This window comes from Rhodobacter sp. P1_C2, from assembly GCF_056406375.1.
Genome location: NZ_JBFUAG010000011.1, coordinates 19912 through 45922 on the forward strand (window position 1 = coordinate 19912; position 26011 = coordinate 45922).

At 64.8% G+C, this 26011-nt stretch carries 25 protein-coding genes; 9 read left to right on the forward strand and 16 right to left on the reverse strand.

Going from position 1 to position 26011, the window contains the following annotated elements; all coding sequences use genetic code 11:
* Position 1: 1 nt before the first annotated feature.
* From AC1DZT_RS18175 to AC1DZT_RS18205, 7 genes are read right to left on the reverse strand one after another with little or no spacing between them, the layout of a single operon-like run.
* Positions 2-358 (reverse strand): cupin domain-containing protein, encoded by a 357-nt coding sequence (locus AC1DZT_RS18175; protein WP_478008061.1) that lies wholly within the window; start codon positions 356-358, stop codon positions 2-4.
* A gap of 16 nt (positions 359-374) precedes the next feature.
* Positions 375-1064: an ABC transporter permease gene (locus AC1DZT_RS18180; RefSeq protein WP_478008062.1), complete on the reverse strand. Its 690-nt coding sequence runs from the start codon at positions 1062-1064 to the stop codon at positions 375-377.
* Positions 1061-1777 carry an ABC transporter permease subunit gene (locus tag AC1DZT_RS18185; RefSeq protein ID WP_478008063.1) on the reverse strand — a complete coding sequence of 239 codons (717 nt, stop codon included), beginning with the start codon at positions 1775-1777 and terminating at the stop codon, positions 1061-1063. The genes AC1DZT_RS18180 and AC1DZT_RS18185 overlap by 4 nt, the downstream gene beginning before the upstream one ends.
* A gap of 54 nt (positions 1778-1831) precedes the next feature.
* Positions 1832-2641 carry a transporter substrate-binding domain-containing protein gene (locus AC1DZT_RS18190; RefSeq protein WP_478008064.1) on the reverse strand — a complete coding sequence of 270 codons (810 nt, stop codon included), beginning with the start codon at positions 2639-2641 and terminating at the stop codon, positions 1832-1834.
* A gap of 38 nt (positions 2642-2679) precedes the next feature.
* Positions 2680-3444, reverse strand: a complete 765-nt coding sequence (locus AC1DZT_RS18195) for an amino acid ABC transporter ATP-binding protein (protein WP_478008065.1) — start codon at positions 3442-3444, stop codon at positions 2680-2682.
* Positions 3445-3462: 18 nt separating this feature from the next.
* Positions 3463-4851 (reverse strand): aminotransferase, encoded by a 1389-nt coding sequence (locus AC1DZT_RS18200; protein ID WP_478008066.1) that lies wholly within the window; start codon positions 4849-4851, stop codon positions 3463-3465.
* 10 nt (positions 4852-4861) lie between these two features.
* Positions 4862-6346 (reverse strand): NAD-dependent succinate-semialdehyde dehydrogenase, encoded by a 1485-nt coding sequence (locus AC1DZT_RS18205; RefSeq protein WP_478008067.1) that lies wholly within the window; start codon positions 6344-6346, stop codon positions 4862-4864.
* 132 nt (positions 6347-6478) lie between these two features.
* On the opposite strand from AC1DZT_RS18205, the gene AC1DZT_RS18210 reads away from it, so the two are divergent.
* The gene (locus tag AC1DZT_RS18210; protein WP_478008068.1) at positions 6479-6961 is read left to right on the forward strand and encodes an Lrp/AsnC family transcriptional regulator; all 483 of its coding nucleotides are present in this window, start codon (positions 6479-6481) and stop codon (positions 6959-6961) included.
* 36 nt (positions 6962-6997) lie between these two features.
* Here AC1DZT_RS18210 and AC1DZT_RS18215 read toward each other — a convergent pair whose 3' ends face one another.
* The 8 genes from AC1DZT_RS18215 to AC1DZT_RS18250 form a co-directional block, all read right to left on the reverse strand.
* Positions 6998-7720: an SDR family oxidoreductase gene (locus AC1DZT_RS18215; RefSeq protein ID WP_478008069.1), complete on the reverse strand. Its 723-nt coding sequence runs from the start codon at positions 7718-7720 to the stop codon at positions 6998-7000.
* A 10-nt stretch (positions 7721-7730) separates the two neighbouring features.
* Positions 7731-8792 (reverse strand): ABC transporter ATP-binding protein, encoded by a 1062-nt coding sequence (locus tag AC1DZT_RS18220; protein WP_478008070.1) that lies wholly within the window; start codon positions 8790-8792, stop codon positions 7731-7733.
* Positions 8793-8802: 10 nt separating this feature from the next.
* Entirely contained in the window at positions 8803-9846 is a 1044-nt protein-coding gene (locus AC1DZT_RS18225; protein WP_478008071.1) for an NAD(P)-dependent alcohol dehydrogenase, read from the reverse strand.
* A 21-nt stretch (positions 9847-9867) separates the two neighbouring features.
* On the reverse strand, positions 9868-10065 hold the full coding sequence (locus AC1DZT_RS18230; RefSeq protein WP_478008072.1) for a DUF2160 family membrane protein: 198 nt from the start codon (positions 10063-10065) through the stop codon (positions 9868-9870).
* A 4-nt stretch (positions 10066-10069) separates the two neighbouring features.
* Positions 10070-10906, reverse strand: a complete 837-nt coding sequence (locus AC1DZT_RS18235; RefSeq protein ID WP_478008073.1) for a carbohydrate ABC transporter permease — start codon at positions 10904-10906, stop codon at positions 10070-10072.
* Positions 10903-11787: a carbohydrate ABC transporter permease gene (locus tag AC1DZT_RS18240; RefSeq protein ID WP_478008074.1), complete on the reverse strand. Its 885-nt coding sequence runs from the start codon at positions 11785-11787 to the stop codon at positions 10903-10905. Before AC1DZT_RS18240 ends, AC1DZT_RS18235 begins: the two co-directional genes overlap by 4 nt.
* A gap of 148 nt (positions 11788-11935) precedes the next feature.
* Positions 11936-13369 carry an ABC transporter substrate-binding protein gene (locus tag AC1DZT_RS18245; RefSeq protein WP_478008075.1) on the reverse strand — a complete coding sequence of 478 codons (1434 nt, stop codon included), beginning with the start codon at positions 13367-13369 and terminating at the stop codon, positions 11936-11938.
* A 221-nt stretch (positions 13370-13590) separates the two neighbouring features.
* Positions 13591-14532 carry an AraC family transcriptional regulator gene (locus AC1DZT_RS18250; protein WP_478008076.1) on the reverse strand — a complete coding sequence of 314 codons (942 nt, stop codon included), beginning with the start codon at positions 14530-14532 and terminating at the stop codon, positions 13591-13593.
* A gap of 342 nt (positions 14533-14874) precedes the next feature.
* Here AC1DZT_RS18250 and AC1DZT_RS18255 point away from each other — a divergent pair, with 342 nt between their 5' ends.
* The 6 genes from AC1DZT_RS18255 to AC1DZT_RS18280 all read left to right on the forward strand — a co-directional run bounded on the left by AC1DZT_RS18255 (position 14875) and on the right by AC1DZT_RS18280 (position 21034).
* The gene (locus AC1DZT_RS18255) at positions 14875-15759 is read left to right on the forward strand and encodes a sugar phosphate isomerase/epimerase family protein (protein WP_478008077.1); all 885 of its coding nucleotides are present in this window, start codon (positions 14875-14877) and stop codon (positions 15757-15759) included.
* A gap of 65 nt (positions 15760-15824) precedes the next feature.
* Positions 15825-17072: an ROK family transcriptional regulator gene (locus AC1DZT_RS18260; protein WP_478008078.1), complete on the forward strand. Its 1248-nt coding sequence runs from the start codon at positions 15825-15827 to the stop codon at positions 17070-17072.
* A 155-nt stretch (positions 17073-17227) separates the two neighbouring features.
* Positions 17228-18220 (forward strand): tagatose kinase, encoded by a 993-nt coding sequence (locus AC1DZT_RS18265; RefSeq protein WP_478008079.1) that lies wholly within the window; start codon positions 17228-17230, stop codon positions 18218-18220.
* Complete coding sequence (locus AC1DZT_RS18270; RefSeq protein WP_478008080.1) at positions 18220-19506, forward strand: D-tagatose-bisphosphate aldolase, class II, non-catalytic subunit; 1287 nt, start codon at positions 18220-18222, stop codon at positions 19504-19506. The genes AC1DZT_RS18265 and AC1DZT_RS18270 overlap by 1 nt, the downstream gene beginning before the upstream one ends.
* A 10-nt stretch (positions 19507-19516) precedes the next feature.
* Complete coding sequence (locus tag AC1DZT_RS18275; protein WP_478008081.1) at positions 19517-20245, forward strand: SDR family oxidoreductase; 729 nt, start codon at positions 19517-19519, stop codon at positions 20243-20245.
* 15 nt (positions 20246-20260) lie between these two features.
* Positions 20261-21034 (forward strand): SDR family NAD(P)-dependent oxidoreductase, encoded by a 774-nt coding sequence (locus AC1DZT_RS18280; RefSeq protein ID WP_478008082.1) that lies wholly within the window; start codon positions 20261-20263, stop codon positions 21032-21034.
* Positions 21035-21040: 6 nt separating this feature from the next.
* Here the strand turns inward: AC1DZT_RS18280 and AC1DZT_RS18285 are convergent, their stop codons facing one another.
* Positions 21041-22285 carry an ROK family transcriptional regulator gene (locus tag AC1DZT_RS18285; protein WP_478008083.1) on the reverse strand — a complete coding sequence of 415 codons (1245 nt, stop codon included), beginning with the start codon at positions 22283-22285 and terminating at the stop codon, positions 21041-21043.
* 193 nt (positions 22286-22478) lie between these two features.
* Between AC1DZT_RS18285 and AC1DZT_RS18290 the strand changes: the two genes are divergently transcribed.
* Both AC1DZT_RS18290 and AC1DZT_RS18295 read left to right on the forward strand, forming a co-directional pair.
* Entirely contained in the window at positions 22479-25028 is a 2550-nt protein-coding gene (locus tag AC1DZT_RS18290; protein ID WP_478008084.1) for an ATP-binding cassette domain-containing protein, read from the forward strand.
* Positions 25025-26011, forward strand: a complete 987-nt coding sequence (locus AC1DZT_RS18295; protein ID WP_478008085.1) for an ABC transporter permease — start codon at positions 25025-25027, stop codon at positions 26009-26011. Before AC1DZT_RS18290 ends, AC1DZT_RS18295 begins: the two co-directional genes overlap by 4 nt.

The following is a 26011-nucleotide window of genomic DNA, read 5'->3' on the forward strand; positions in this document are numbered from 1 at the left end:
CTCAGTCCTTCGAGACCCAGAGCTTGCGCGTGGTCTCGATCACCCGCCAGGTGCCGACAAAGCCGGGGTTCATCACGAAGGTATCGCCCGGCCCGATGCGGCGCGGCGGCTTGCCATCCTCGACCAGTTCGGAGACGCCCGAGAGGATGGTGCAGAACTCCCAGGTCCCGCCCTTGATCGAGCGGTAGGCGCCCGGCGTCGCCTCCCAGATGCCGGCGGTCATGGTGCCATCGGCGTTCTGCGCCAGATCCCAGGTGCGGAATTTGGGTGCGCCTTCGACCAGGCGGTCGGGCAGGGGGACGCCGTGGCGCGGCGCGGGCAGGTCGGCTTCGAGGGGGAAGAAGGTCAGAAGGCTCATGTCAGGGGTCCTGAGGTTAACGCGTGCCGCGGGTCATCTGGCGTTCCAGAAGGTAGAACAGCCCAAGGCACAGCAGGTTGATCGCCAGGTAAAGCAGCGAGGCGATGGCGAAGATTTCAAAGATCGCGAAGGTCTGGCTCATCAGGCGCTTGGCCTGGCCGGTGATCTCCAGCACGGTGATGGTGGAGGCGAGGCTGGTCTCTTTCACCACGGTGATGGCTTCGGAGGCATAGACCGGCAGGGCGCTGCGAAAGGCCAGGGGCAGGCGGATGCGGCGCAGCAGCGTGGAGGGGCTCATCCCCATCGCAAGGGCGGCCTCGATCTGGCCCGGGGGGATCGCCTGAAAGGCGGTGCGGAAGATCTCGGATGTATAGGCGACCGTGTTCAGCACCACCGCCAGTTCGGCGCAGAACAGCGCGTCACGGAAGAACCACCAGAGGGCGGGTGTCTGGCGGATGAAGGCAATCTCGCCAAAGCCGTAGTAGATGATGAAAAGCTGCACCAGCATCGGCGTGCCGCGGAAGAGCCCGGCATAGCCATCGGCCAGACGCGCGATCAACCGGTGCCGATGCAGCCGCAACAGCGCCATGCCAAGGCCGAGCGGCAATCCGATCACGATGCCGACGGCGGTGATCTTCAGCGTGACCAGGGCGCCGGTGGCCAGAAGCGGCAGGGCCATGCCGATGAGGGCGGTGTCGATGATCATGACCGGCCTCCGAAACCGAGGTTCAGGGCGCGTTCGGCGCGCAGGAACAGGAACTGGCTGACCAAGGTGATCAGCAGGTAAAGCAGGGCCGCGAGGATGTAGAAGACCAAGGCGCTGCGGGTGATGCCGGCGGCGATGGCCGCGACGCGCAGCATCTCCTGCAGGCCCACGACCGAGACGAGCGAGGTGTCCTTCACCGTCATCTGCCAGACATTGTTCAATCCGCCGATCGCCGTGCGCAGGGCGAGGGGCGCGATGATCCGGCGAAAGGCCACCCAGCCCGACATGCCGACCGCCTGGGCCGCCTCGATCTGGCCGAAGGGAATGGCATGCAGCGCCGCCCGGAACACCTCGATCGAATAGGAGCAGGAGATCACCCCGATGGCGATGACGCCCATGAGGAAGGGCACGATGTTGCTGTCGCCGCCCAGCCGCAGGGCTGCCAGCACCGCCTCGACCGTCTGGATCGAGCCGAAGAAGATCAGATAGATCACCAGAAGCCCCGGAACCCCGCGGACCAGGGCGGAATAGGTCGCAACCAAGGGCGACAGCACCGGCACGGCGCGCCAGCGCAGGATGGCGAGGGGAAAGCCCATCACGATCCCCAGCGCGGTGCCCAGAAGGGCGGCCGCGATGGTGATGGCCGCTCCCTTCAGCAGTGCCAGGGCCCATCCCTGTTCGATCAACAGGGTCAAGAGGTCAGGTCGCATCATGGGCTCTCCGTGGCGGCGCGGCGGGGGGGCCGCCGCGCTGTCGGTCTGGCAGGATCACTTGGCGCAGGGCAGCGAATAGTCTTCCCCGAACCACTTCTGGCTGGAAGCTGCAATGGTGCCATCCTTGATCAGGTCGCACATCGCGCTGTCGAGCTTGGCCTGCAGCGCGGTATTGCCCTTTTTCAGGCCAACACCCATGCCGTAGCCCAGGGTCTCGTGGTCGGCTGTCGGCAGGATGCGGACGTCGATCTTGGTGAAACCGGCGCTTTCCGGGGTCTTGAAGAAGTCGACCCAGGTGGGCGAGTCGCTCAGGGCCGCATCCACCCGGCCAGCGGCCAGGTCGGCCAGCTGCTGGGTCGTGGCGTCATAGGTGTTCAGCGTGGCCTCCGGCGCCATCTTGGCGACAAAGCGCGAATAGGTCGTGCCGTTGACGACGCCCACGGTCTTGCCCTTCAGCCCGGCAAGGATCGTCGGCAGGTCCTTGGCCGCGGCGAGGGGCGAATCCTTGGCCACCACGAAATACTGCGGGGTCGAGGCATAGGGGATCGAATAGTCGATCTTCTCGCGCCGCGCATCGGTGATGCCAAGGCCGGAGATGATCACGTCGAACCGGTCGCTGTCCATCGAGGGCACCAGCGTGCTGAAGGATTGGACGACGAACTTGCAGGTCATCTCCAGCTTGGTGCACAGCGCATTGGCCACATCGGCGTCAAAGCCGGTGACATTGCCACTGGCATCGGCCATCGAGAAATTGGGCGCATCGCCCTCGGTGCCGACGCGCAGCACGCCATTGTCGGCCAAGGCCATGCTGCCGACCGAAAGGGCTGCTGCCGCAAGAAGGGTCGCGAAGAAGGTCTTTCTCATGTTTTTTCCCTGTTTTTCTGTGTTGAAGGACGGCTGGCTTACGCGCTGCCGGATAGGAACCGCCTGACGGCCTCGTCGGCGGGATTGCGGAAAAGCTCTTCGGGGGCGGCGTCCTGCAGGATCTTGCCCCGGTGCAGGAACACCATCCGGTCCGAGACTTCGCGCGCATAGCGCATCTCGTGGGTGACCTGCAGGATCGTGTTGCCCTCTTCGGCCAGAAGCCGCAGCACCTTCAGGACCTCACCCACAAGCTCGGGGTCAAGCGCCGAGGTTGCCTCATCGAACAGCATGACGCGCGGCCGCATGGCCAGAACGCGGGCGATGGCGACGCGCTGCTGCTGGCCGCCCGACAGCTGCGAAGGGTAACGGGCGGCGAAGGAGGCCATGCCGACCTTCTCCAGCGCGGCCAGGCCCGCCTCGCGCGCCGCGGCCTTGTCCTGCCCGAGGACATGGATCAAGGCCTCCGTCACATTGCCAAGCGCCGTGCGGTGCGGCCAGAGGTTGAAGTTCTGGAACACCATGCCGACGATCTGACGGATCTCACGGATCTGCCGCCGGTTCACGACCGACAGCGCGCCAGTGCTGTCTTTTGCAATGGAAACGCCCTTGTCGAAGACCTCGACCGTGCCGAAATCGGGCATTTCCAGAAAGTTGATGCAGCGCAGGATCGTGCTTTTGCCCGATCCCGATGCCCCGATGAGCGAGACGACCTGCCCCGGCGCCATGGCAAGGTCGATGCCGTCAAAGACCGTGATCGGGCCAAAGGACTTGCGCAGGTTCAGCACCCTCAGGGCATGTTGCATCGGTCTGGCGTCCTTGGGCTAGCGGGCGGGCAGGGTGTCGGTGACAGAGGCGACGGCGGCGATGGTGATCTCCATCATCTCGTCGATCTCGGCTTTGGTGATGACGAGGGGCGGGGCAAAGCCGAGGATGTCGCCATGCGGCATCGCCCGGGCGATCAGACCCCGCGCGCGGCAGGCGGCCGAAACCTTGGCACCGATGGTCAGGGCCGGATCGAAGCCACGCCGGGTCTCGCGGTCCGCCACAAACTCGATAGCGGCCATCAAACCCACCCCGCGCACCTCGCCCACGAAGGGGTTCTGGGCGAAAGCCTCCTTCAGACGCTGGTTGAGGTAGGCGCCGTTTTCCGCCGCACGGCCGGGCAAGTTCTCCGCCTCGACGATATCCAGAACGGCATTGGCCGCCGCAGCCCCGATCGGATGGCCCGAATAGGTATAGCCATGCGAGAAGCTGCCCACCTTCGCGGTGCCCTCGGCCATCACCGCAAAGACCTTTTCGCTGACCAGACAGGCCGAAAGCGGCACATAGGCCGAGGTCAGGCCCTTGGCCACGGTGATCAGATCCGGCTCGATCCCGTACAGCTCCGATCCGAACAGCGCCCCGGTCCGCCCGAAGCCGGTGATCACCTCATCCGCGATCAGAAGGATGTCGTAGCGGCGCAGAACCGCCTGAATGGCCGCCCAATAGCCTGCGGGCGGCGGCACGAGGCCCCCGGTGCCCAGAACCGGCTCGGCGATGAAGGCGCCGACGGTGTCGGGGCCCTCGCGCAGGATCATCTCCTCCAGCTCGCGGGCGCGGCGGGTCGAGAAGTCGGCCTCGCTTTCGCCCGCCTCCGCGCCGCGCCAGTAATGCGGCACGCCGGTGCGCAGGATGCCGCTGACCGGCAGGTCCATATGGTCGTGATAGAAGCTGAGCCCCGTCATCGACCCCGCCACGACCGAACAGCCGTGATAGCCGCGGTCGCGCGAGATGATCTTCTTCTTCTGAGGCTTACCGCGCAGGTTGTTGTAATACCAGACGATCTTGGCCTGGGTCTCGTTCGCGTCAGACCCCGACATGCCGTAGAACACCTTCGACATCTTGCCTGGCGCCATCCGGACCAGACGGTCGGACAGCCGGGCCAGCGCCTCGGTCGTGTGGCCGGCATAGCTGTGGTAATAGGCCAGCTGATAGGCCTGGCGCGCGATGGCCTCGGCCACTTCGGTGCGGCCATAGCCGACGTTCACGCAGTAAAGCCCGGCGAAACCGTCGATATATTCCCGCCCGCGGGCATCGGTGATCCGCACGCCCTTGCCGGTCTGCACCACGGTCGGCTCTGGCCCGGTGCCATCGGCATGGCCCTTGAGGTAGGTGAAGGGGTGCAGCACCGCGGCGCGGTCCTGGCGGATGATCTCTTCGATGTCTTGCATGGTGATTTCCTTAAGCGGCCAGGCCGCCGAAACAGACGTATTTGAGTTCCATGAATTCGGCCAAACCCTGCCGGGCGCCTTCGCGGCCCAGACCCGAACCCTTCCAGCCGCCAAAGGGGATCGGCGCGCCGGTGAAAGAGGCGGTGTTGACCGCGACCATCCCGTATTCCAGCGCCGCAGTCAGCCGCATCGCGCGGCCGAGGTCGCGGGTGAAGACATAGGCCGCGAGTCCCATCTCCGAGGCATTGGCGCGGGCGATCACCTCGGCCTCGGTGGAAAAGCGCATAAGCGCCGCGACCGGGCCGAAGGTCTCCTCCCGGGTGATGCGCATCGTGTCCTGCACCTCGGACAGAACGGTGGGGGGCACGAAATTCCCGCTGGACAAGGGGCGGCTGCCGGTCAGCAGGACCGCGCCCTGCGCCAGCGCATCGGCGATCTGCGCATCGCAGGTGTCGACGACCGAACGCCGCGTCATCGGGCCGATCTCGGTGCCCTCGGCCAGCCCCGGCCCGACGCGCAACTGGGCAACACGGGCGGCAAAGCGGCTGGCAAAGGCCTCATGGATGTCGTCGTGCAGGTAGATCCGGTTCGCGGCGAGGCAATCCTGCCCCGAGGTGGCGAATTTCGCGGCCAGACAATCCTCGATGGACTGGTCCAGATCGGCATCGGGAAAGACGATGACCGGCGCATGACCGCCAAGTTCCAGCGAGACCTTCTTGATGCTGCGTGCCGCCTCCGCCGACAGGATCGCGCCCACCCGGGTCGAGCCGGTAAAGCTGATCGCCCGCACGCGGACATCGGCGGTCAGAACCCCGCAAAGCGCCGCACCATCCCCGGTCAGCACCTGCAGCACCGATCCGGGCAGGCCGGCCTCCTCGGCGAGGGTAGCCAGCGCGAGGGCAGAAAGCGGCGTCTCTTCGGCCGGTTTGACGATGACGCTGCAACCCGCCGCCAGCGCCGCCGCCGCCTTGCGGGCGATCATCGCCGAGGGAAAGTTCCACGGCGTGATCGCGGCCACGACGCCGACCGGCTGCATCGACACCACCAGCTGGCGGCCCGGTTTGTGGGCGGGGATCGTCTCGCCATAGGCGCGCTCGCCCTCGGCGGCGAACCAGTCGATGAAATCGACACCGTAAAGGATCTCGTCGCGGGCTTCGTGCAAGGGCTTGCCCTGTTCGGCCGACAGGATCACCGCAAGATCGCCCGCATGGTCGCGGATCAGATCGGCCCAGCGGCGCAAGATCCGGCCCCGGTCGCGCGCCAGCATGTCGCGCCAGCCCGGAAAGGCCGCCGCAGCCGCATCGATGGCGCGCCGGGCATCGGCGGGCGTGCAGCGTGCCACGCGGGCGATCTCGACCCCGGTCGCGGGGTCGGTCACCGGGTCTTCCGTTGCCGCGCTGATCCATTCACCGCCAATAAAAGCACCACGGCGCAGCAGCTGCGGTTCAAGAAGGCGCATCAGGGCCAATTGGGCATGAGGGGGCGTCGCAAGCATTGGCTCTCCATTTCGTCTGGCCTAAGGCAGAATAGCTGCGTTCTTTGGCTGATTTTCTGCGTAGGCTTTCGAGACCGCGCAGCTTTCCGGCGAAAAGCGCGGGCAAACGATGCAATTCTGCGGATGGAACGGATGAAGCTGGATCGACTGGATGCCAAACTGCTGAACGCCCTGCAAAGCTCGAACCGGCAAAGCTCAGAGGAGCTGGGAGCGCTGGTCGGCCTGTCGCCGACGGCGGTGCAGCGGCGGTTGAAACGCCTGCGCGACGGTGGCGTGATCGAGGCGGATGTCGCCATCGTCAGCCCGCGTCACGTCGGCCTGCCGCTGGCGATGTTCGTTCTGGTGACGCTGGAGCGGGAGAGGGCCGATATCATCGACCGGTTCAAGCAATCCATCCGCAACACGGCGGAGGTGATGAATGGCTATTACGTCACCGGCGACGCCGATTTCGTGATCATCGTCACCGCGCACAGCATGGCCGATTACGAGCAGTTCACCCGCAAGTTCTTTTACGAGAACCCGGATATCAAAAGCTTCAAGACCATGGTCATCATGGACCGTATCAAGACCGGCTTCACCTTGCCGATCGACCCGGCAGATTTCGACCGGGTCTGAACTCTGCCCCGTCGCCATGGCAACGGGGCGGGGGCGTCAGGCGATCATGTAGCCGCCGTCGACCGGCATCGAGATGCCGTTGACCATCGCCGCCTCGTCCGAGAGCAGGAAGAGGATCACCTCGGTCACATCGGCGCTTTCGGCAAAGCGGCCAACCGGAATGCGGTTCATCATCCCGGCGGCCTTGACCGGATCGCTCCAGGCTTTCACGGCCATCGGCGTCAGGGTCACGGTCGGATGCACGCCATTGACCCTGATGCCCTGCGGCGCCAGTTCCTTGGCCATCACCCGCGTCAGCCCATCGAGCCCGGCCTTCGAGGCGCAGTAAGAGGCGTGGTCCGGGATGCCGACAAAGGCGGCGACCGAAGAGACGTTGACGATCGCCCCCTTCTGCCCGCGCCCGATCAGGTCGCGGGCATATTCCTGCGCCACGATCATCGGGGCGCGGGTGTTGACGGCGATCAGGCGGTCGAAGGCCTCCACCGTGGTGTCGAGGAAGGACTGCAATTCGGTCGTGCCGGCGCAGTTGATCAGCAGGTCGGCAGGCAGGGCCTCGCGTGCCGCGGCGCGGGTCGCCTCGGCATCGGCCAGATCGACCTGGATCGCCTTACATCCCATGGCCTGCAACTCTGCCACGTCGCCGGCGCTGCGGGTCAGGGCGATGACCTGGGCGCCTTTGGCCAGAAGGATCTCTGCCGTGGCCCGGCCGATGCCCTTGCCGGCCCCGGTCAGGATGACTTTTTTACCTGTGAAATCCATGGCTTCCTCCTCAGATCCTTGCGCCGGTCTTCTGGTCGAAGACATGGACGCGCCGCGTGTCGATGCGGAAGGGCAGGGTCTGGCCCGGCTCGGCATCGATCCGGTCGCGCACCACCGCGTCGATCGGGATACCGCCGAGGCGGCCGAAGATCAGCGTCTCCGACCCGGTCGGCTCCAGCACCGAGACATCGACCGGCAGCCCGCCCGCGCCGATGGCGATATGTTCGGGGCGCACGCCATAGGTGACTGCGCGGCCGTCCTGATGGCCCGTCCCCTCCAAGGGCAGGTCGATCCCGGCCTCGGTGCGGACGAACTGCCGGCCGTCCTGGGTGACGATCTTGCCATTGAGGAAATTCATCGCCGGGCTGCCGATGAAGCCCGCCACGAACAGGTTGTTCGGCCGGTCGTAAAGGTCGAGCGGCTTGCCGATCTGTTCGACCCTGCCATCGCGCATGACGACGATCTTGTCGGCCATGGTCATCGCCTCGATCTGGTCGTGGGTCACATAGATGATCGTGGTCTTCAGGCGGCGGTGCAGTTCCTTGATCTCGACCCGCATCTGGACGCGCAGCTTGGCGTCGAGGTTCGACAGCGGCTCGTCAAAGAGAAACACCTGCGGGTCGCGCACGATGGCGCGGCCCATGGCGACGCGCTGGCGCTGGCCGCCCGACAGTTGCTTGGGGTAGCGGTCCAGCAGCTTGGTCAGGTCAAGGATTTCCGCCGCCCGCCCCACCTTGGTCGCGATTTCCGCCTTGGGTGCGCCCTTGATCATCAGGGAAAAGCCGAGGTTTTCCGCCACCGTCTTGTGCGGGTAAAGCGCGTAGGACTGGAAGACCATCGCGATGTCGCGGTCCTTGGGCGGCACGTCGTTGACCACCCGCGAGCCGATCCGCATCTCGCCGCCCGAGATCGATTCAAGCCCGGCGATCATCCGCAGCAGCGTCGATTTCCCGCAGCCCGAGGGGCCGACCAGCACGACGAACTCGCCATCGGCAATCTCGACGTTGACCCCGTGGATGACCTTCGCCTCGCCATAGCTTTTCTTGACATCGGTGATTGTGACTTGCGCCATGGTCGGTTCCTTATTGCGGGAGTTCGATCTGCATCTTCACTTCGCCCTTGGGCGCGGAAGCGGCGATCTCGAAGGCATTGACGCTGTCGTCAAAGGCGAAAGTGCGGGTGATCAAGGGCTTGACGTCGATGGCGCCCGAGGAGAGCAGGCCCACGCAGCGCGGGAAGACATGGGCATAACGGAAGATATGCTCGACCCGCGCCTCGCGGACCATCGCCTTGCCAAGGTCATAGGTGAAGGGATCGACCGGGATGCCGACATAGACGACGCGGCCACCGGGGGCGAGGGCGTCAAAGACGCCGGTCGCGGCGCGCGGGTTGCCGGAGCATTCGAAGACCACCTCGACGCCCCAGCCCTCTGTCTCGCGCATCATCTGGGCGTGGGGATCGGATTTGACGTTCAGCGCGGTGATGGCGGTGGAAAGGCTGGCCGCGATGGCAAGCTTGGTCTCGTCGATGTCGGTGACATAGACCCGGGCGCAGCCGGCGGCCAAAGCGGCGAGCGCAGTGACCAGACCGATCGGCCCGGCGCCCGAAACCAGCGCCACATCCCCCGGTTTGATCTGCGCCTTGGTCGCGGCATGGACGCCAACGGCCAGGGGTTCGACCATCGCGGCCTCGGCGAAGGAGACGTTGTCGGGCAGTTTGAAAGTGAAAGCCTCGGGGTGGACGACCGTCGGGCGCAGGATGCCGTGGACCGGCGGGGTGGCCCAGAAGCGCACCGCGGGGTCGATGTTGTAGAGGCCCAGACGCGTGGCGCGGCTGTTGGGGTCGGGGATGCCCGGCTCCATGCAGACGCGGTCGCCGACCTTCAGCGTCTTCACCTCTGCCCCCGCCTCGATCACGGTGCCCGAGGCTTCGTGGCCAAGGATCATCGGGGCGCGGACGATGAATTCGCCGATGCCGCCGTGGGTGTAGTAATGCACGTCAGACCCGCAGATGCCGACCGTGTGCATCTTGATGCGCACGTCATGGGGGCCCATCGCCTCCTCCCGTTCGATCGGGAAATCGCGCAGGGACAGGCTCAGACGCTCTTCAAGAACCAGAGCTTTCATGGTGTTCCTCCAAAGGAAATTTCAGCCGCGCCACAGGATCAACACGCCCAGGGCAAGGGCGAGGATGTGGGCGAAGATCAGGGGGATGGCGACTTCGATGAAGCGCAGCCAGAACAGCTCCAGCGCCACGAAGAGGTAGATGCCGATGAACAGCCGGTCGAACCAGTTGGTGACGATGGGCAGGAAGCCCTGGCGTTTCGGTTTGGGGTTCTCGGACATGGGCTTACTCCTTGACCGCGCCGAAGGTCAGGCCGGCGACGATATGGCGCTGCACCACGGCGAAGATCACAAGCGCCGGGATCAGCGTGATGATCGAGATCGAGGCCATCTTGCCCCATTCGGTGCCAGTGGTGGTGACATATTCCGACAGGCCCGTGGTGATGGTGCGCGCCTTGAAACTGGTGAGCGTGGCGGCGAGCAGGAACTCGTTCCAGGCAAAGACCCAGGTCAGGATAAGCGTCACCGCAAGGCCGGGTTTGGCGAGCGGCCACATGACCTGCCGGATCACCTGCCAGGTCGAGGCGCCATCGACGGTCGCCGCCTCGTCCAGTTCCTTCGGGATGCCGTCGATGGTGGGGCGCAGGGTCCAGATCGCGAAGGGCAGGTTGAAGGTGCAGTAAAGCAGGATCATCCCGATATGGGTGTCGTAAAGCTTCCACTCGCCCCAGGTGAAGATCTGGGTGAAGAGAAGGAAGAAGGGCAGAAGGAACACCGCCGCCGGGGCCATCCGGTTGGTGATGGTCCAGAAGAAGATATTCTCTTTGCCCGCAAGGTCATAGCGCGACAGGGCATAGCAGGCGAAGAAGGCCAGCGTGGTCACGAGGAAGGCGTTCCCGGTCGAGATGATGACCGAGTTCAGCATGTAGCGGCGCAGCGTCTCGTCGTGGAAGACCTCGACGTAATTGGTCCAGTAGACGGTGTCGAGCAAGAGGCTGGGCGTGGTGAAGAGATCCACCGCCGGTTTGACCGAGATGACGAAGAGCCAGTAGATCGGGAACAGGGTCAAGAGGCTGAGGGCAAGCCACATCACAAGCTGCAGCCAGGGGCGTTTCGCGGTCATTGCTCGACAACCTTCTTCTGACGGGGGGCGACAAGGGCGACGTAAAGCACCCAGCACATGACCAGCGTGAGATAGAGCACGATGACCGAGATGGCCGAGCCATAGCCGTAGTCGGTTTTGGGAAAGACGATCTTCCAGATATGCAGGCCGAGGTAGCGGGTCGCGGCCCCCGGTCCGCCGCCGGTCAGCATCCAGACCTCGTCCACCGTGCGCAGCGCGTCCATCATGCGGATGAAGACGGTGGCGAGGATGGCGGGGCGGATCATCGGCAGGGTGATGTGCCAAAAGATCTGCCTGCGGTTGGCGCCGTCGATCTGCGCCTGCTCGAACGGGTCTTTCGGCAGGGCGAGGAGGGCCGCGAGCAGGGTCAGCGTGACGAGCGGTGTCCAGTGCCACAGATCCATGATCACGGTCAGCACGAAGGCCACATTGGCATCGCGGCCGATGTTCATGTCATAGCCGAACCAGTTGTGCAGGAAATGCGGGATGATCCCGATCGAAGGCGTCGTCATCAGCCGCCAGACCGAGCCCACCACGATCGGCGCCACGATCAGCGGCAGCGTGTGGACGGTGCGGAACAGCGCCTTGCCGGGGAAATCCTTCATCAGGAGTTGGGCGAGGAAATAGCCCAGCACGACCTCGCTTCCGACCGCGAAGAAGGCGAACTTCAGGGTCAGGCCGACCGAGAGCAGGAATTCCTTGTCAAACACCAGACGGCGGAAGTTCGCAGCACCGTTGTAGACCATGTCATGGCTGGCGCCGAAGGGGTTCCATTGGTGAAAGGAGACGAAAAGTACATAGATGAAGGGCAGGATGCCGAAAGTGCCCAGGATCAGCAAAGTTGGAGCCAGCATCAGCCAGCCAGTCGTGTTGGAACGCATCGTCCCACCTCCCCGAAGGTCTGTTTCTTCCGTTCCGGCCAGCGATTTGTCGGTGCGTTTTCGCAAGGCGGGGTGCCCGTCCTTGCCCCGTGCCGGGGGTGCAAGGGCCGCCGCTGCTCAGGCGGCGGCCCTCGACTGTCTGGTCAGATTACTTGCGATACCCGAGGTTGGTCAGCTCTTCCTCGGCCTTGGCGGCCATCTGGTCGAGCCCGGTGTCCGGGTCGATCTGCCCCAGAAGGATCTGGTAGAAGATCGGCGCGGTCGCCTCGCGGACCTGGGCATGGAAGGGGTAGGGAGGCGCACCCGCAAACAATTTGCCCTGATCTTTCAGCATCGTGTAGTAACCGCCCAGAGTCTTGTCCATGGCGACGACTTTCGGGTCGTCATAGGTCGCGGTGTTGGTGATCCGCGGTGCGGCGACCGCCCAATCCGCCTGAACCTCGTTCTGGCCGATGTATTCCAGGAACAGCAGCGCCGCGTCCTGGTTCTTCGAGCTGACGGGCAGGCCAAAGGCGCCGCCGTCATAATACCCGATGTAGCCCTTGCCCGCTTCGGCATCGGCCATCACGCCATCCGAGAGCGGCGGCAGGGCAAAGCCCACCTTGTCGACGACCTTGGACTTGGTGGCATCGGATTCGATCCAGGCGGCGTTCTCGCCATAGACGAGGCCCTGCGCCGCACGACCGGCCGCAAAGGTGGTCGCAACTTCGGTCCAGGTCGAGGCCGAGCTTTCAGGCGCCGCGATGTCGCGCAGGTGCAGCCACCACTTCAGCGCCGCCTTGGCCTTGTCAGAGTTCATCTGACCGCCATGTTCCACCGTCGCCGCATAGTTGTTGTTGGCGTCGATGCCCCAGTTATAGACGCCGAAGGTCGGCGCCACGGATTCGAAATATTCGTACCACGAGGCCGGGTGGCCGGTATGGGCCTGGGCGGTCGACCCGAAGAGCTCCAGATTGTGATCCTTGCCCCATTGGGTGAAGAAATCGGCAATCTCGGTATATTGCTCATGCGTGGTGGCCGGGGCGAGGTCGTGGCCGGTCTTTTCCTTGAAGGCCTTCATGATCTCCGGATCGGTGAAGAGATCCTTGCGATAGAGGTAAAGCTTGATGAAGGCTTCCATCGGAACGCCCATCAGGTCGCCGTCGCCGTTCTTGAAGTAGTTGGCGAAGCTGGTGAAATTGGCGTCGTCATAGGTCGGCGCCTTCAGTTCCGGCTTGTCCTTCAGGGACTTGGTGATGTCGGTCAGGAAGTTGCGGTGCAGGTAGGCGTAGATGATGTCCTGCTCGATATAGACCATGTCATAGATGCCGGTGCCGGCCTCCATGTCCTTGATCGCCTTGTCATACATCTGGTCCCAGGAGGTCGTCTCGATCTCGACCTTGATGCCGGTGGCCTTTTCGAACTGGGGCGCCAGAACTTCCTTGATGTACATCGACGGGGGCGAGCTTTCGGTGACGCCATGCAGGGTCACACCCTTGTATTTCGCCCCGGCATCCGACCAGAAGTCGGCATAGGCGGGCAGGGCACAGGTGGCCAGGGCCACGGCCATGGCAGTCAGACGAAATTTCATACTCAAGAACATCCACTCCTCCTTGCATGTTGATTGATTATCGTTTGCCCGGCGGCCATGCGGGACCACAGGGCTGGCAACCCAGACCCGCCGCCCGATGGTTTCCTCCCACGGTCGCAGTCTGGTTTCACCATGCGGATGAAGGGCTTTCCGGTCTCAGGCCCAGGATCCGACGGCGTTCAAGGAGGTTATGCGAGCTGTCCTGACCCCGCCACGCGCGGTTTGCAGGCGACCTATACTTTTCCGCCTGCCACCACGGCGTCGCGCATTTCACGGAACGGGTCGATGCGGGCGTCGGTGCCGATCTTCTGCGCGCTGCGCCGGTATTCCGAGGGCGTGCGGCCGCAGACCTTGAAGAACTGCCGGTTGAAATTGGCGATGTTGTTGAAGCCAACCTCAAAGCAGATGTCGGTGATCGACTGGTGGCTTTGGGTCAGAAGCGTGCAGGCCGCATAGACCCGGGTCAGAATCAGGTAGCGGGCGAAGGTGTGCCCGGTCTGACGCTTGAACAGCCGCGAGAAGGCCTGGGGCGCCAGGCCGCATTGATCGGCCACCGTGGCGAGGTCGATCGCGTCGGCATAGTTTTCCATCATGAAGCGCATGGCGGAATCGAGCTCTGCCGGCAGGTCGGCCACCGCATCGGGGTTGCGGCGCGACAGGCGGCGACGCTCGGCAGGGTTCTGGGCCAGCGCCTCCATCAGGCGGAGGAACAAGAGCACGCGGTCCGCCCCGCGCGCCCGGCCGATCTCGGCCAGAAGGCGCTGCCCGGCAAGCGAGGTGGCGCCTTCGAACAGCACGCCATAGGCCGCGTCGTCGAACAATCCGCGCAGGCTGGCCAGCTCGGGGCAGAATCCCGCGACCTTTTCGGCCCATTCCGCGGAGAACTGGATCAGCATGTCGCGATTCTTGATCACCTCGCCGGGGGTGATGTTGCTGACCCAGTTGTGCGGCACATTGGGGCCGGTCAGGACCAGGCAGCCGGGCTCGAAATCCCCCAGATAATCGCCCACCATCATGATGCCCTGGGTCGAGCGGGTCAGGTGCAGCTCATATTCCGGATGGTAGTGCCACTTGGCCAGCGAGATCGGGTAATCATGCGTAAACCAACGGAAACTTTCGGTCGGTGGGCACAGGATGACTTCGTAATCCGGAACGATCCGCAGGTTAGCTTTCATGATTCCCCCCTGAAGCCAGGCTGTCCGATCCGGCCTCTTCGCACCGGGATCTTTGCGCCCCAAACGTCCCCTACGACCTGCCCGATTCTTGTCTGCGATGGGTCAGCAATTATGTTTCTTTCCATAACAAATTATGGGGTATCACGAAAAAGTCAATGTGGATTCAAAATCGCGCCGATGGACCTCAGGCCCATTTGTCGCTTTTGGCCCAAAATTGGATGATTATGGCGGATTCCGGCCCATGAAAGCTGTTGCGAAGGGTGGAGAGCCAGCTTGACAGGATTGGGCTTCTGATATTTGTATGTTGAAACAACATATTTGATCCAACTGGGGAAGAAGATCATGAATCGCCTTGGAATCCACTCCTTTGTCTGGACCGCCGGCACCACGCAGGAGGGATTGGAGCGGGCGATGGAGCAATCGGCCGAGTGCGGCTATCGGCTGATCGAACTGGCCTATCTGCGGCCGGAAAAGTTCGATCTTGACGCCTTGGCCCGGCGCGCCAAGGCGCTGGATCTCGATATCGCGGTGACGATGGGCCTGCCGCTGTCCGCCGATGTTTCTGCCGAAGACCCGGAATCCGTGCGGGCGGGAGAGGCGATGCTGGCCTCGGCCGTGGCGGCGGTCCGCGATATCGGCGGCTCGAAACTGGGCGGGATTCTGTATTCTGCCCATACCAAATACAACCGCGCGCCGACCGACCGGGGCCGCAAGAACAGCGTGGCCGCGATCGCCAAGACGGCGGATCTTGCCAAGGCTGCCGGGGTCGATCTGGTGTTGGAGGTGGTAAATCGCTTTGAAACCAACCTCTTGAACACCACGGCGCAGGGGCTGGATTTCATTGCGCAGACCGGATCGGACCATGTCCGGCTGCATCTTGATACCTTCCATATGAACATCGAAGAGGCCAATCCCGCCGCGGCCCTGCGTCTGGCGGGCGACAAGCTCGGCTATTTCCATATCGGCGAAAGCAATCGGGGCTATCTTGGCGACGGAACCATCAAGTTCGATCTGATCTTCGATGCGCTGCTCGACATCGATTATGCCCGCGACATCACCTTTGAATCCTTCTCGACCGCGGTGGTGGACGAGAGCCTTTCGCTGGCCTGCGCCATCTGGCGCGACACTTGGACCGAGCAGCTGCCCCTCGCCCGTCATGCCAAGGCCTTCATCGACCTGAAACGCGACGAAGCGCAGCGTCGCCGCACCACCAATGCCCGTCCCTAGGCAAAAGGGCGTTGCCTGCGGCGGCGGAGGCTGATTTACAAAGCCTGTTGCCAAGAGGGGAAGACGTGTCAGACCTTGCCCAGATCGTCCAGAATGCCCAGACCGGCAGGCCTACGCCGGGTCGGGTCCGGCAGCGCAACGAATTGGCCGTGCTGCGGGCCCTGTTGGTGCAGCCCCGCCTGAGCCGCGCCGATCTGGCGCGCGAGTTGCGGATGAACCGGTCGTCCTCGGGCAATATCATCCTCGATCTGCTGGAAGAGGGCCTGGTGCGCGAGGTCGAGGATGACGGTCCGCGCAGCGCGGGTCGCGCCGGGCGGCCGGGAATCCTGTTGGAACTGGTGCCGGAAGCGGTCTGCTTTCTGGGGCTGGAGATCGGGGTGGAACATATCTCGGTCGTCGAACTGGACCTTGCCGCGCGGGTCACCCGGTCGTTGCAGGTGCCCTTCGACAGCAAGGCGGCGGGGGTGGAAACCGCGCTGTCGCAGGCGCTGCATCTGGCTTTCGAGGCGATGTCGCTGGAAAATCTGAGGCGCTGCGCGGGGTTGGGCATTGCGACCCCCTCGCAGATGGATCGCAGGGGGATGATCCGCCTTGCCCCGCTTCTGGGCTGGCGCGATGTTGATCTGGCCAGCCTCGCGCGGCAGGCCTTGCCTTTTGCCCTGCCTGTTATGGCCGAGAATGACGCCAATGCCTTTGCCATCGGCGCCACCTATGGGCGCAGCGTGGCGAGCAGTGGTGTCACCCTGCTGGTGAATATGGAAAGCGGGGTCGGCGGCGGCATCCTGATCAACGGCCGGCTGTTTCGCGGCGGCGCGGGCCTTGCCGGCGAGATCGGCCATCTGCGCATGGGGCTCGACACTTCCAGCACGCTGGAGGAGCAGATCGGACTGTCGCGGCTGTTGGAACGCTACCGCGCCCTGACCCGACGCGCTGAGGCCGATCTGTCCGATCTGTTGCAGGATGTGCGCGACCGCGAGCCGGGCGCCGTGGTGATCGCCGAGGATTGGGCCCGTGCCCTAGCCTTTGCCCTGTCGCAGGTCTGCCGGGTGATCGATGCCGATACGGTGGTGCTGGGCGGCTCGGTCGCGGCGCTTTATCCCCTGGTCTCCGCCCGCGTGCTGACCCATCTGCGCAGTTTTCACGACGACAGCCCGTGCCTGCCGGCGATCTCCGTCGCCGAAGGGCCGGAGTCCGGTGCCGCCTATGGCGCGGCCTGCATGTTGCACCAGCGCTTCCTGTCCTTGGAAAGTGACCGGCTGGCCGAGGCGGAAGCCCCGGTTGAGGCGGAAAAGCCAACAGATATGTTGCGGTAGAAAACAAATATCGGTAGCAATTCGGAAATCATCTCGATAATCACGAGATGGATGATTCCGAACCAGTGCAAACGCGGCAATTCTCTTGGCTGGCGCAGCAATTTGTTCTGCATCGCAGCGTTAATGGCCGCTGGCCGGTGAGAGGATGGGCAATCATGTCCGCAAGCGACTCCCTTGGCGCCCTGGCTCCGGACGCATTGGGGCCGACCGTGACCATCGGCGAGATCCTGGTGGAGATCATGGCCACCGCGCCGGGCCTTGGCTTTCTGGCGCCCATCCCGCTGATCGGCCCGTTTCCCAGTGGTGCGCCGGCGATCTTCATCGACCAATGCGCCCGCATCGGCGGCTCGGCCGGGATCATCGCCGCGGTGGGCGATGACGACTTCGGGCGGCTGAACCTGAACCGCTTGCGCGAGGACGGCGCCGATGTCTCGGCGGTGGCGGTGCTGGCCGATCATCCGACCGGCAGCGCCTTTGTCCGCTACCGGCCCGATGGCGCGCGGGATTTCGTCTTCAACATCGCCCGATCCGCCGCAGGGCTGGTCAGCCTGACGCCGCAGGCGCGGGATCTACTGGCGCGGGCCGGGCATCTGCATGTGATGGGCTCGGCCTTTGCCATTCCGCATCTCTGGTCGATGCTGGAGGAGGCGATCCCGATGGTGCGGGCGCGGGGTGGCAGCGTCTCGCTCGACCCGAACCTGCGCAAGGAATTGCTGTCGGGTGCGGAGATGCGTGACAGGCTGGCGCGGGTGGTCGGGAAATCCAACCTCATGTTGCCATCGGGTGACGAGCTGTTCCTGGCCGCCGGGGTCGCGGGGGAGGCGGAGGCCATCGCTGCCCTCTTCGCGCGCGGTTTGGGCGAGATCGTGCTGAAGCGTGGCGCTGCGGGCGCAAGCTATTTTGGCGCGGATGGCGCGCGGATCGACCTGCCGGCCTTCAAGGTGACCGAGGTAGACCCGACCGGGGCCGGCGATTGCTTTGGCGGCGCCTATGTCGCTTGTCGCCGCCTCGGGATGATGCCGGAGGCGGCGCTGACCTATGCCAATGCCGCGGGTGCCCGCAACGTCACGCGGCTTGGCCCGATGGAGGGCGCCGGCACCAGGGCGGAGCTTGACGCCTTCATCGCCGCCACGCCGAGGGCCGCGTGATGCAGGTACTGACCACCCTCGCCGCCGCGCATCGCAAGGGGCAGACCTTTGGCGTCACCTCGGTCTGTTCGGCGCATCCCGTGGTCTTGCGCGCCGCACTTCGCCGTGCCGCGGCCCATCGCACCCCGGTGCTGATCGAGGCGACCTGCAACCAAGTCAACCATCTGGGCGGCTATACCGGCATGACCCCCGCCGATTTCGCCACCCTCGTCCGCCGCATCGCAGGGGAGGAGGCGCTGCCGAAGGGCCTCCTGATCCTCGGCGGTGATCACCTGGGCCCCAATCCCTGGCGGAAGGAGCCTGCCGAAGCCGCGATGGCGCAGGCGGTTGCGATGATCCGTGCCTATGCGGCGGCGGGTTTTGGCAAGCTGCATCTGGATGCCTCGATGGGTTGTCTGGGCGAGCCCGAGGCGCTGGACGATGCCACCACCGCCGCCCGCGCCGCCCGGCTGGCCGCTGCCGCCGAAGCCGCCGCCGCCGAGGCCGGCCATCCCCCGCCGCTTTACATCATCGGCACCGAGGTCCCGCCACCCGGGGGCGCCGACCATGTCCTGTCGCAGATCGCCCCGACCGCGCCCGAGGCGGCGCGGCAGACCTATGCCGTCCACCGCGAGACCTTTGCCCGCGCCGGGCTTTTCGAAGCCTTCGCCCGGGCCATCGGCCTTGTCGTGCAGCCGGGGGTCGAATTCGGCAATGCCAATGTCATCCTTTATGACCGCAGCCGGGCCAAGGCGCTGAGTGGCATCCTCAACGACCTGCCCCTGATCTTCGAGGCCCATTCGACCGACTATCAGGGCGCGGCCCCGCTTCGCGCTTTGGTCGAGGATGGCTTTGCGATCCTGAAGGTCGGGCCGGAGCTGACCTTCGTGCTGCGCGAGGCGCTTTATGGGCTGGACCTGATCGCCAGCGACCTTCTGCCCGGTTACGGCGACCGCCCGCTGAAGGCGGCGATGGAGGCCCTGATGCGCGCCGATCCCGGCGACTGGCAGCGCCATTATCCGGGGACGGCGGCCGAACAGCGCGTGCTGCGGCACTACTCCTATTCCGACCGTATCCGCTATTATTGGAACCGGCCCGCGGCGCAGCGCATGGTGCAGCGGCTGACCGAGGCGCTGGCCGGGCAACACCTGCCGGTCACCCTGTTGCGCCAGCATCTGCCGCAGTTCACCCGCTTTGCCGATGCGGCATTCGACCCGCAAGAGCTTCTCATCGCGGCGGTGGATGCCGCTTTGGCCCCCTATCATCAGGCCTGCCATGCGGCGCAGGCCCGACCAACCTCAGCCTGAAGGAGACGACATGACGAAAGATTTGGACGGCAAGATCATCGCCATCACCGGCGCGGCATCCGGCATCGGCCTCGCCTGCGTGAAGCGCTATCTGGCGGGCGGCGCCAAGGTCGTGCTGATCGACCGGGACGAGGCTGCTCTGGCGAAGATCTGCGCCGAGATGGGGCCGATGGCGGTGCCGGTCGTGGTGGATCTGCTTTCGCCCGCCAGCATCAACGGGATGATGCCGGCGATCCTTGCCAAGACCGGGCATCTGGACGTGTTCCACGCCAATGCCGGGGCCTATGTCGCGGGGGAGATCTGGCTGGACGATCCGGACACCTGGGACCGGATGCTTTACCTCAACATCAACGCGGTCTTCCGCACGGTGCAGGCGGTCATCCCGCACATGATCGAGCGGGGCACGGGCGATATCATCTGCACCTCCTCGATCGCCGGGCATACGCCGGTGGTGTGGGAGCCGATCTATACCGCCTCCAAACATGCGGTGACGGCCTTTGTCGCGACGGTGCGGCGGCAGCTGATCAAGCACAAGATCCGCGTGGCCGAAGTCTCGCCCGGCCCGGTGGAAACCGCGCTTCTGAAGGACTGGCTGCCCGAGCGTCTGGCCAAGGCCAAGGCCGATGGCGCGCTGATGGAAGCGTCGGAGATTGCCGAGGCGGTGGCCTTCATCCTGACCCGCCCGCGCACCGTGACCGTGCGGGATGTCATCATCCTGCCCGCCTCTTTTGACATCTGATCCAAAGGAAATCCCATGTATCTGCAAAGGTTTCGCGTCGATGGGCAGGTTGCCGTCATCACCGGGGGCGGGCGTGGCATCGGCTATGCCTGCGCCGAGGCTTTGGGCGAGGCGGGGGCCCATCTGGTCCTGATCGAGCCGGATCTGGCGATTGCCGAGGCGGCGGTTGTGGCGCTGCAGGCCAAGGGCTTTCGCGCCGAGGCGATGCAGGCCGATGTCCGCGACGCCGCCCGCATCACCGCCTGCGCCGACGACCTGGCGGCGCGCGGCACCCCGGCGACGATCCTGGTGAACAACGCGGGCGTCGGCAAAAGCGGCATTGATTCCAAAGACCTCGGCGATGCCGACTGGCTCTGGATGATGGATGTCAACCTGAACGGCGTCTTCTGGTGCGCGCGGGCCTTCGGCAAGCACATGGTGGCGGCGGGCAAGGGCTCCATCGTCAACATGGGGTCGATGTCGGGCACCATCGCCAACCGGCCGCAACCACAGACGGCCTACAACGTCTCGAAAGCCGCGGTGCATCACCTGACGCGGTCGCTTGCCGGGGAATGGTCGGGGCGCGGGGTGCGGGTGAATGCGGTGGCGCCGACCTATATCGAGACGCCGCTCGTCACCGCCATTCCGGAAAACGCGCCGCGAATTCCGATCTGGCTGAACGACACGCCGATGGGGCGGATGGGGCAGGCGGATGAGGTGGCTTCAGTCGTCCTCTTCCTCGCCTCGGAAGCCGCGAGCCTGATGACCGGGGCAATTGTCGCGGTCGATGGTGGCTTCACCGTCTGGTAAGCGGCCTCAGCCCGGCTGGGTCGACAGGCTGCCGACGAGGTTGGTGCGCTCCTTGCCGATCATCAGAACACCGCTGTCGGGCGCGAAAAGCGCCGACAGCGGCAGCATCGCCGCGCCGATCGGCGAGGCATCCGGCCCGAACTGGCCGCAGACGATGGCCGGCGCCACGATGCCGACCGCGCTGATCTGGTTGAACTGCGCCTGGACGCGGGCGTGAAGCTCGTGGTGGATGGCGCGCGGCAGGATGCTGTCCAGGATGATCGCCTCAAGGTCGATCACGGCGGTGATGGCGATGATCGCCTCGGCCAGGGCATTGGCGCAATCCTCGACCCATTCATAGACCGGGCCCTGGGCATCGGGCGGCATCGGGTCAAGTTCGCGCACGCGGGTGATCTCGATCCCGCGCGATTTCAGATGGTTGACCAGAACATAGATCGAAGCGCGGTGCAGCAGGCTTTGATAGCGCCCGGCAGGGGCCGCCACCGAATCGAGCCGTGAGGGCGAGACGGGCAGGGGGCCGAGGGCCGCGCTGTTGCCATGCGGGCCGGCGTTGATCTTGCCGCCCTGCACCAGCCCGCCGCCGATGAAAGTGTCGATCGAGACATGCATGAAATCGCTGAAGCGCTGGCCCGTGCCCTGCAGCAATTCCGCCAGCGCCGCCGAGGTCGCATCATTTTCGACGAAGACCGGCGTCTTGGCGTCGAGGGCGAAGAAGGTCGTGAGGTCAATCGCCTCCCACCGCGCGCCAAGGTCTTCGGGAAAGCCGAGCTCATCGCTCCACAGGCCAAGAAAATAGGGCGATGCGATGCCGAGGCCGACAATCGTCGCATCGCCGAGACTGCCCACGATGCGGGTGAAGTTGTCGAGCACGGTATTGCCGGCCTTCCGCACCAGATCGGGGTCGGGATAGCGGTATTCGTGCGATTCGCGGGCGCGGATCTCTCCGGCGAAATCGACGAGGACGGCCTCCAGCGCGCGACGGCCGATCTTGATGCCGACGCTGTAGATCCGCTCGGGCGTCAGGCGGTAGAGCGTTGACGGGGTTCCGCGCTGTCCGAACCTTTTTCCAACTTGCTTTACGAAACCAGAGGCTTCCAGCCCATCGACGATCACCGCCACGGCCGCTGGCGTCAGATGGGCGGCTCGGGCCAGGTCGGACTTCGACGCCTCTTTCATGCGGCGCAGCGCATCAAGGACGAAGCGCTCGTTATAGCGGCGCAGAATGCTGGAATTGCTGCCTTTTCCTTTCAAGCCGCCATCTCCCCATCCTTGCCGGGCATTTTTTCGACCTTTTGGCGCTGCCCTTGGCAAGTCGGCGCCTTGGCGCCCTTCGGCCAGACACTGCCTGTCCGACAGGGCGATGTCAAATTTTCAGTTGCAATCCAATATGTGTTCTTATAGCAAATTGAAAAAAGAAATACCTCTGGGAGGAGATATCTCGCTGATGGATCTGGGTGTTGGCGCGGCTGGTCTGGCTGCCGCGGATCAGGTTGCGCCGATCGCATTGGCGCATGTCACCAAGGTGTTTGGCGGCACGGTCGCGCTGCGCGATGCGACGTTCGACCTGCGGCGGGGCGAGGTTCTGGCCCTGCTGGGGGAGAACGGCGCGGGCAAGAGCACGTGTGTGAAGCTTCTGGCCGGGGTCCATGCGCCCAGCGAGGGCGGCGTGCTGATCGACGGCAGACCGGTCACCTTCCGCTCGCCCCATGATGCGCAGGCGGCGGGGGTGGCGGTCATGCACCAGCATCCGGGCCTGTTTCCCGATCTTTCGGTGGCCGAGAATATCTACATCGGCCATATGCCGCGCGACCGCTTTGGCGGGATCGACAATGCCGCGATGATCGCCGGCGCGCGCCGGGTTCTGGAAACCGTGGGTCTGGAGGTGCGGGCGGATGTGCCGCTCGGCCGGTTGCGGATTTCCGAACAGCAGCTGGTGGAGATTGCCCGCGCCCTCTCGCTCGATGCCCGCGTGCTCATCATGGACGAACCCACCGCCGCCCTGTCGCAGCGCGAGGTGGAGCGGCTGTTCGCCGTGGTTCAGGATCTGCGCCAGCATGGTGTGGCGATGATGTTCGTCGGGCACCGGATGGACGAGATTTTCCGCATTGCCGACCGCATCGCGGTTCTGCGCGACGGTCGCCTGATCGGCGTGCATCCCAAGGCCGAACTGGGGCGGGCGGCGGCGATCTCGATGATGGTGGGGCGCGAGGTCACCGACCTTTACCCCGAACGCAGCGCTGCACCCGGCAAGAAGATGCTGGAAACCCGCGGCCTGTCGCGCAAGGGCGCTTTCGCCGGGATCGACCTGCAATTGCGCGCGGGCGAGGTGGTGGGGTTGGGCGGCCTCGTTGGCTCCGGTCGGACCGAGATCGCCCGCGCCCTCTTTGGCATCGATCAGCCCGATGCGGGCGAGATCCTGATCGAGGGGCAGGTGACGCGCATCGGTTCGGCCAAGGCCGCGATGGAGGCGGGGATCGCCTATGTCTCGGAAGACCGGATGGGGCAAAGCCTGGTGATGGATTTCTCCATCCTCGACAATGCGGTGCTGCCCAGCCTCGATGCGGCGGCGCCGGGCGGGATCTACCGGACCGAGAAGGCCATCAGCCTGGTGTCGGGCTGGCTGGAGCGGATGAAGCTGCGCTTTGCCGGCTATGACCAGCCGGTCAACCAGTTGTCGGGCGGCAATCAGCAAAAGGTCGTGCTGGCGAAATGGCTGCGCTCCGGCCCGCGCATCCTGATCCTGGACGAGCCGACGCAAGGCATCGACGTGGGCACCAAGGCCGAGGTCCATGCGATGATCGCCGATCTGGCGCGAGGCGGCATGGCGATCCTGCTCATCTCCTCGGAGATGCCGGAACTGATCGGGAATTGCGACCGCATCGTGGTTCTGCGCGAAGGCCGCAAGACGGCCGAGTTTGCGCGGAGCGAGGCGACGCAGGAAAAGGTGCTGGAGGCCGCCACCAAAAGCAGCGAGCAGGAAAGCCACGCGATCGAACTCGCCCAGGCCGCGCCGGAGAAGGGGCCCTTCGCCTTTCTGAAGCGGAGGGAGATTGGTCTGGTGGCGGCGATGCTGGCCATTGCCGTTCCGGTGACGATCCTCAACCCGCGGATGATCAGCGGCGCCAATATCACCGCCGTGTCGATGGATGCGGCGCTGGTCATCGTGGCGGCGCTGGCGCAGATGCTGGTGCTGATCACCCGCAACATCGACCTGTCGATTGCCGCCGTGATCGGGCTTGCGGCCTATATGGCGGCGAGCATGGTGCAGGCCTATCCGGGGCTGGACCTTGTGGTCGGGCTTGCGACGGCCTGCGGTGTCGGGCTGGTGGCCGGGTTGATCAATGGCTTGGTGGTGACCAAGGGCAAGATCCCGGCGATTGTCGTCACCCTCGCCTCGATGTCGATCTTTCGCGGTTTCAACTCGATCTGGGCGGCGGGCAATCAGGTCAGCGCCGATGAGGTGACGACGCGGTGGCTGGCGATGACCAGCCTGCGGATTGCCGGCATCCCCTTCATCGTGGTGATCGCGGCGGCGATCCTGGCGGCGGGCTATGTGTTCCTGTACCGCACCGCCACCGGGCGCGAGTTGTTCGCCACCGGGTCGAACCCCGATGGCGCGCGGCTGATCGGCATTCCGGCGGACCGCCGGATCGTGACCGCCTTTGCGATTGCGGGCCTTCTCGGCGGTCTGTGCGGCGCGCTTTGGGCGTCACGCTATGCCACGGTCGATGCCCGCGTGGCGCTGGGGTTCGAACTGACGGTGATCGCCTCCGCCGTGGTGGGCGGGGTGGCGATCCGCGGCGGGGCGGGGACCTTGCTGGGCATCGTCCTGGGCGTCTTCACCCTGTTGATCATCAAGAACGGGCTGACGCTGGTCCGGGTCGATCCCTTGTGGCTGCAGGGTGTTTACGGCCTCGTGATCCTCGTCACCGTCGGGATTGACGCCTTCATCGTCCGGCGGGCGCAGAAGGCGCGGGAAAGGAAAATCGGATGACATTCCTGCGCAAACTCGACTTCTGGGACATGCTCCTGGCCAGCGCCTGCCTTGTGGTGCTGCTTTATGCCGCGATTTTCGTGCCCAACTTCGTCTCCGGCTTCAACCTGTCGCAGCTGGCGGCGAGCGCCTCGGAAAAGGCCCTGCTGATCCTGCCGATGGCCCTGCTGATCATCACGCGCGAGATCGACCTTTCGGTCGCCTCGATGCTCGCGCTGACCTCGGTGGTCTTCGGTCTGTTGGTTCAGGCGGGGGTGCCGACCTTGGCTGCGATCCCGCTGACGCTGGTGGCGGGCGGTCTGCTGGGGGCGTTGAACGGCTATCTGGTCACCGCCTTCGGCCTGCAGTCGCTGGTCGTCACGCTGGGCACCATGGCGCTTTACCGTGGGGTCGGCTACATCCTTCTGGGCAGCGGCTCGGTCAATATCCTGCCCGATGCCGTGGTCAATTTCGGCATCGACAATGTGCCGGGCACGCAGATCCCCCTGACGATCCTGCCCTTCCTGGTCCTGGCCCCGATCTTCGCCTTTGCCCTGCAGAAGATGCCGATCGGCAAGCGCATCTATGCGATCGGCGGCAGTCCCGAGGTGGCGCGCTATTCAGGCATCAACACCCGGGCGATGATCCTGCGGCTCTTCATCATCTCGGGCGTCGTGGCGGGGATTGCGGGGATCGTCTACACCGCGCGGCTGTCCAATGCGCGGGCCAACAATGCGCTGGGGATGGAGCTGGATGTCATCACCATCGTGCTGCTCGGCGGGATTTCGGTCTTTGGCGGCAAGGGCAAGCTGACCGGCGTTCTCTTGGCGCTGGTGCTGATCGCGGTGATCCGCAACGTGCTGGCGCTGAACCAGATCGGCGGCGATGCGCAGGGCATGATCATCGGCCTGCTGCTGATCGGCTCGCTTCTCTTCGGGAATTACTGGCGCTCTGCCCAAGAGCGTCTGAACAGATCGCGCTCCTTGCGCGGAACCAAGGGGTAA

Coding starts and splice junctions, on each gene's coding strand:
- AC1DZT_RS18175 (WP_478008061.1), bottom strand. CDS start 358: ATGAGCCTTCTGACCTTCTTCCCCCTCGAAGCCGACCTGCCCGCGCCG.
- AC1DZT_RS18180 (WP_478008062.1), bottom strand. CDS start 1,064: ATGATCATCGACACCGCCCTCATCGGCATGGCCCTGCCGCTTCTGGCC.
- AC1DZT_RS18185 (WP_478008063.1), bottom strand. CDS start 1,777: ATGATGCGACCTGACCTCTTGACCCTGTTGATCGAACAGGGATGGGCC.
- AC1DZT_RS18190 (WP_478008064.1), bottom strand. CDS start 2,641: ATGAGAAAGACCTTCTTCGCGACCCTTCTTGCGGCAGCAGCCCTTTCG.
- AC1DZT_RS18195 (WP_478008065.1), bottom strand. CDS start 3,444: ATGCAACATGCCCTGAGGGTGCTGAACCTGCGCAAGTCCTTTGGCCCG.
- AC1DZT_RS18200 (WP_478008066.1), bottom strand. CDS start 4,851: ATGCAAGACATCGAAGAGATCATCCGCCAGGACCGCGCCGCGGTGCTG.
- AC1DZT_RS18205 (WP_478008067.1), bottom strand. CDS start 6,346: ATGCTTGCGACGCCCCCTCATGCCCAATTGGCCCTGATGCGCCTTCTT.
- AC1DZT_RS18210 (WP_478008068.1), top strand. CDS start 6,479: ATGAAGCTGGATCGACTGGATGCCAAACTGCTGAACGCCCTGCAAAGC.
- AC1DZT_RS18215 (WP_478008069.1), bottom strand. CDS start 7,720: ATGGATTTCACAGGTAAAAAAGTCATCCTGACCGGGGCCGGCAAGGGC.
- AC1DZT_RS18220 (WP_478008070.1), bottom strand. CDS start 8,792: ATGGCGCAAGTCACAATCACCGATGTCAAGAAAAGCTATGGCGAGGCG.
- AC1DZT_RS18225 (WP_478008071.1), bottom strand. CDS start 9,846: ATGAAAGCTCTGGTTCTTGAAGAGCGTCTGAGCCTGTCCCTGCGCGAT.
- AC1DZT_RS18230 (WP_478008072.1), bottom strand. CDS start 10,065: ATGTCCGAGAACCCCAAACCGAAACGCCAGGGCTTCCTGCCCATCGTC.
- AC1DZT_RS18235 (WP_478008073.1), bottom strand. CDS start 10,906: ATGACCGCGAAACGCCCCTGGCTGCAGCTTGTGATGTGGCTTGCCCTC.
- AC1DZT_RS18240 (WP_478008074.1), bottom strand. CDS start 11,787: ATGCGTTCCAACACGACTGGCTGGCTGATGCTGGCTCCAACTTTGCTG.
- AC1DZT_RS18245 (WP_478008075.1), bottom strand. CDS start 13,369: ATGTTCTTGAGTATGAAATTTCGTCTGACTGCCATGGCCGTGGCCCTG.
- AC1DZT_RS18250 (WP_478008076.1), bottom strand. CDS start 14,532: ATGAAAGCTAACCTGCGGATCGTTCCGGATTACGAAGTCATCCTGTGC.
- AC1DZT_RS18255 (WP_478008077.1), top strand. CDS start 14,875: ATGAATCGCCTTGGAATCCACTCCTTTGTCTGGACCGCCGGCACCACG.
- AC1DZT_RS18265 (WP_478008079.1), top strand. CDS start 17,228: ATGTCCGCAAGCGACTCCCTTGGCGCCCTGGCTCCGGACGCATTGGGG.
- AC1DZT_RS18270 (WP_478008080.1), top strand. CDS start 18,220: ATGCAGGTACTGACCACCCTCGCCGCCGCGCATCGCAAGGGGCAGACC.
- AC1DZT_RS18275 (WP_478008081.1), top strand. CDS start 19,517: ATGACGAAAGATTTGGACGGCAAGATCATCGCCATCACCGGCGCGGCA.
- AC1DZT_RS18280 (WP_478008082.1), top strand. CDS start 20,261: ATGTATCTGCAAAGGTTTCGCGTCGATGGGCAGGTTGCCGTCATCACC.
- AC1DZT_RS18290 (WP_478008084.1), top strand. CDS start 22,479: ATGGATCTGGGTGTTGGCGCGGCTGGTCTGGCTGCCGCGGATCAGGTT.
- AC1DZT_RS18295 (WP_478008085.1), top strand. CDS start 25,025: ATGACATTCCTGCGCAAACTCGACTTCTGGGACATGCTCCTGGCCAGC.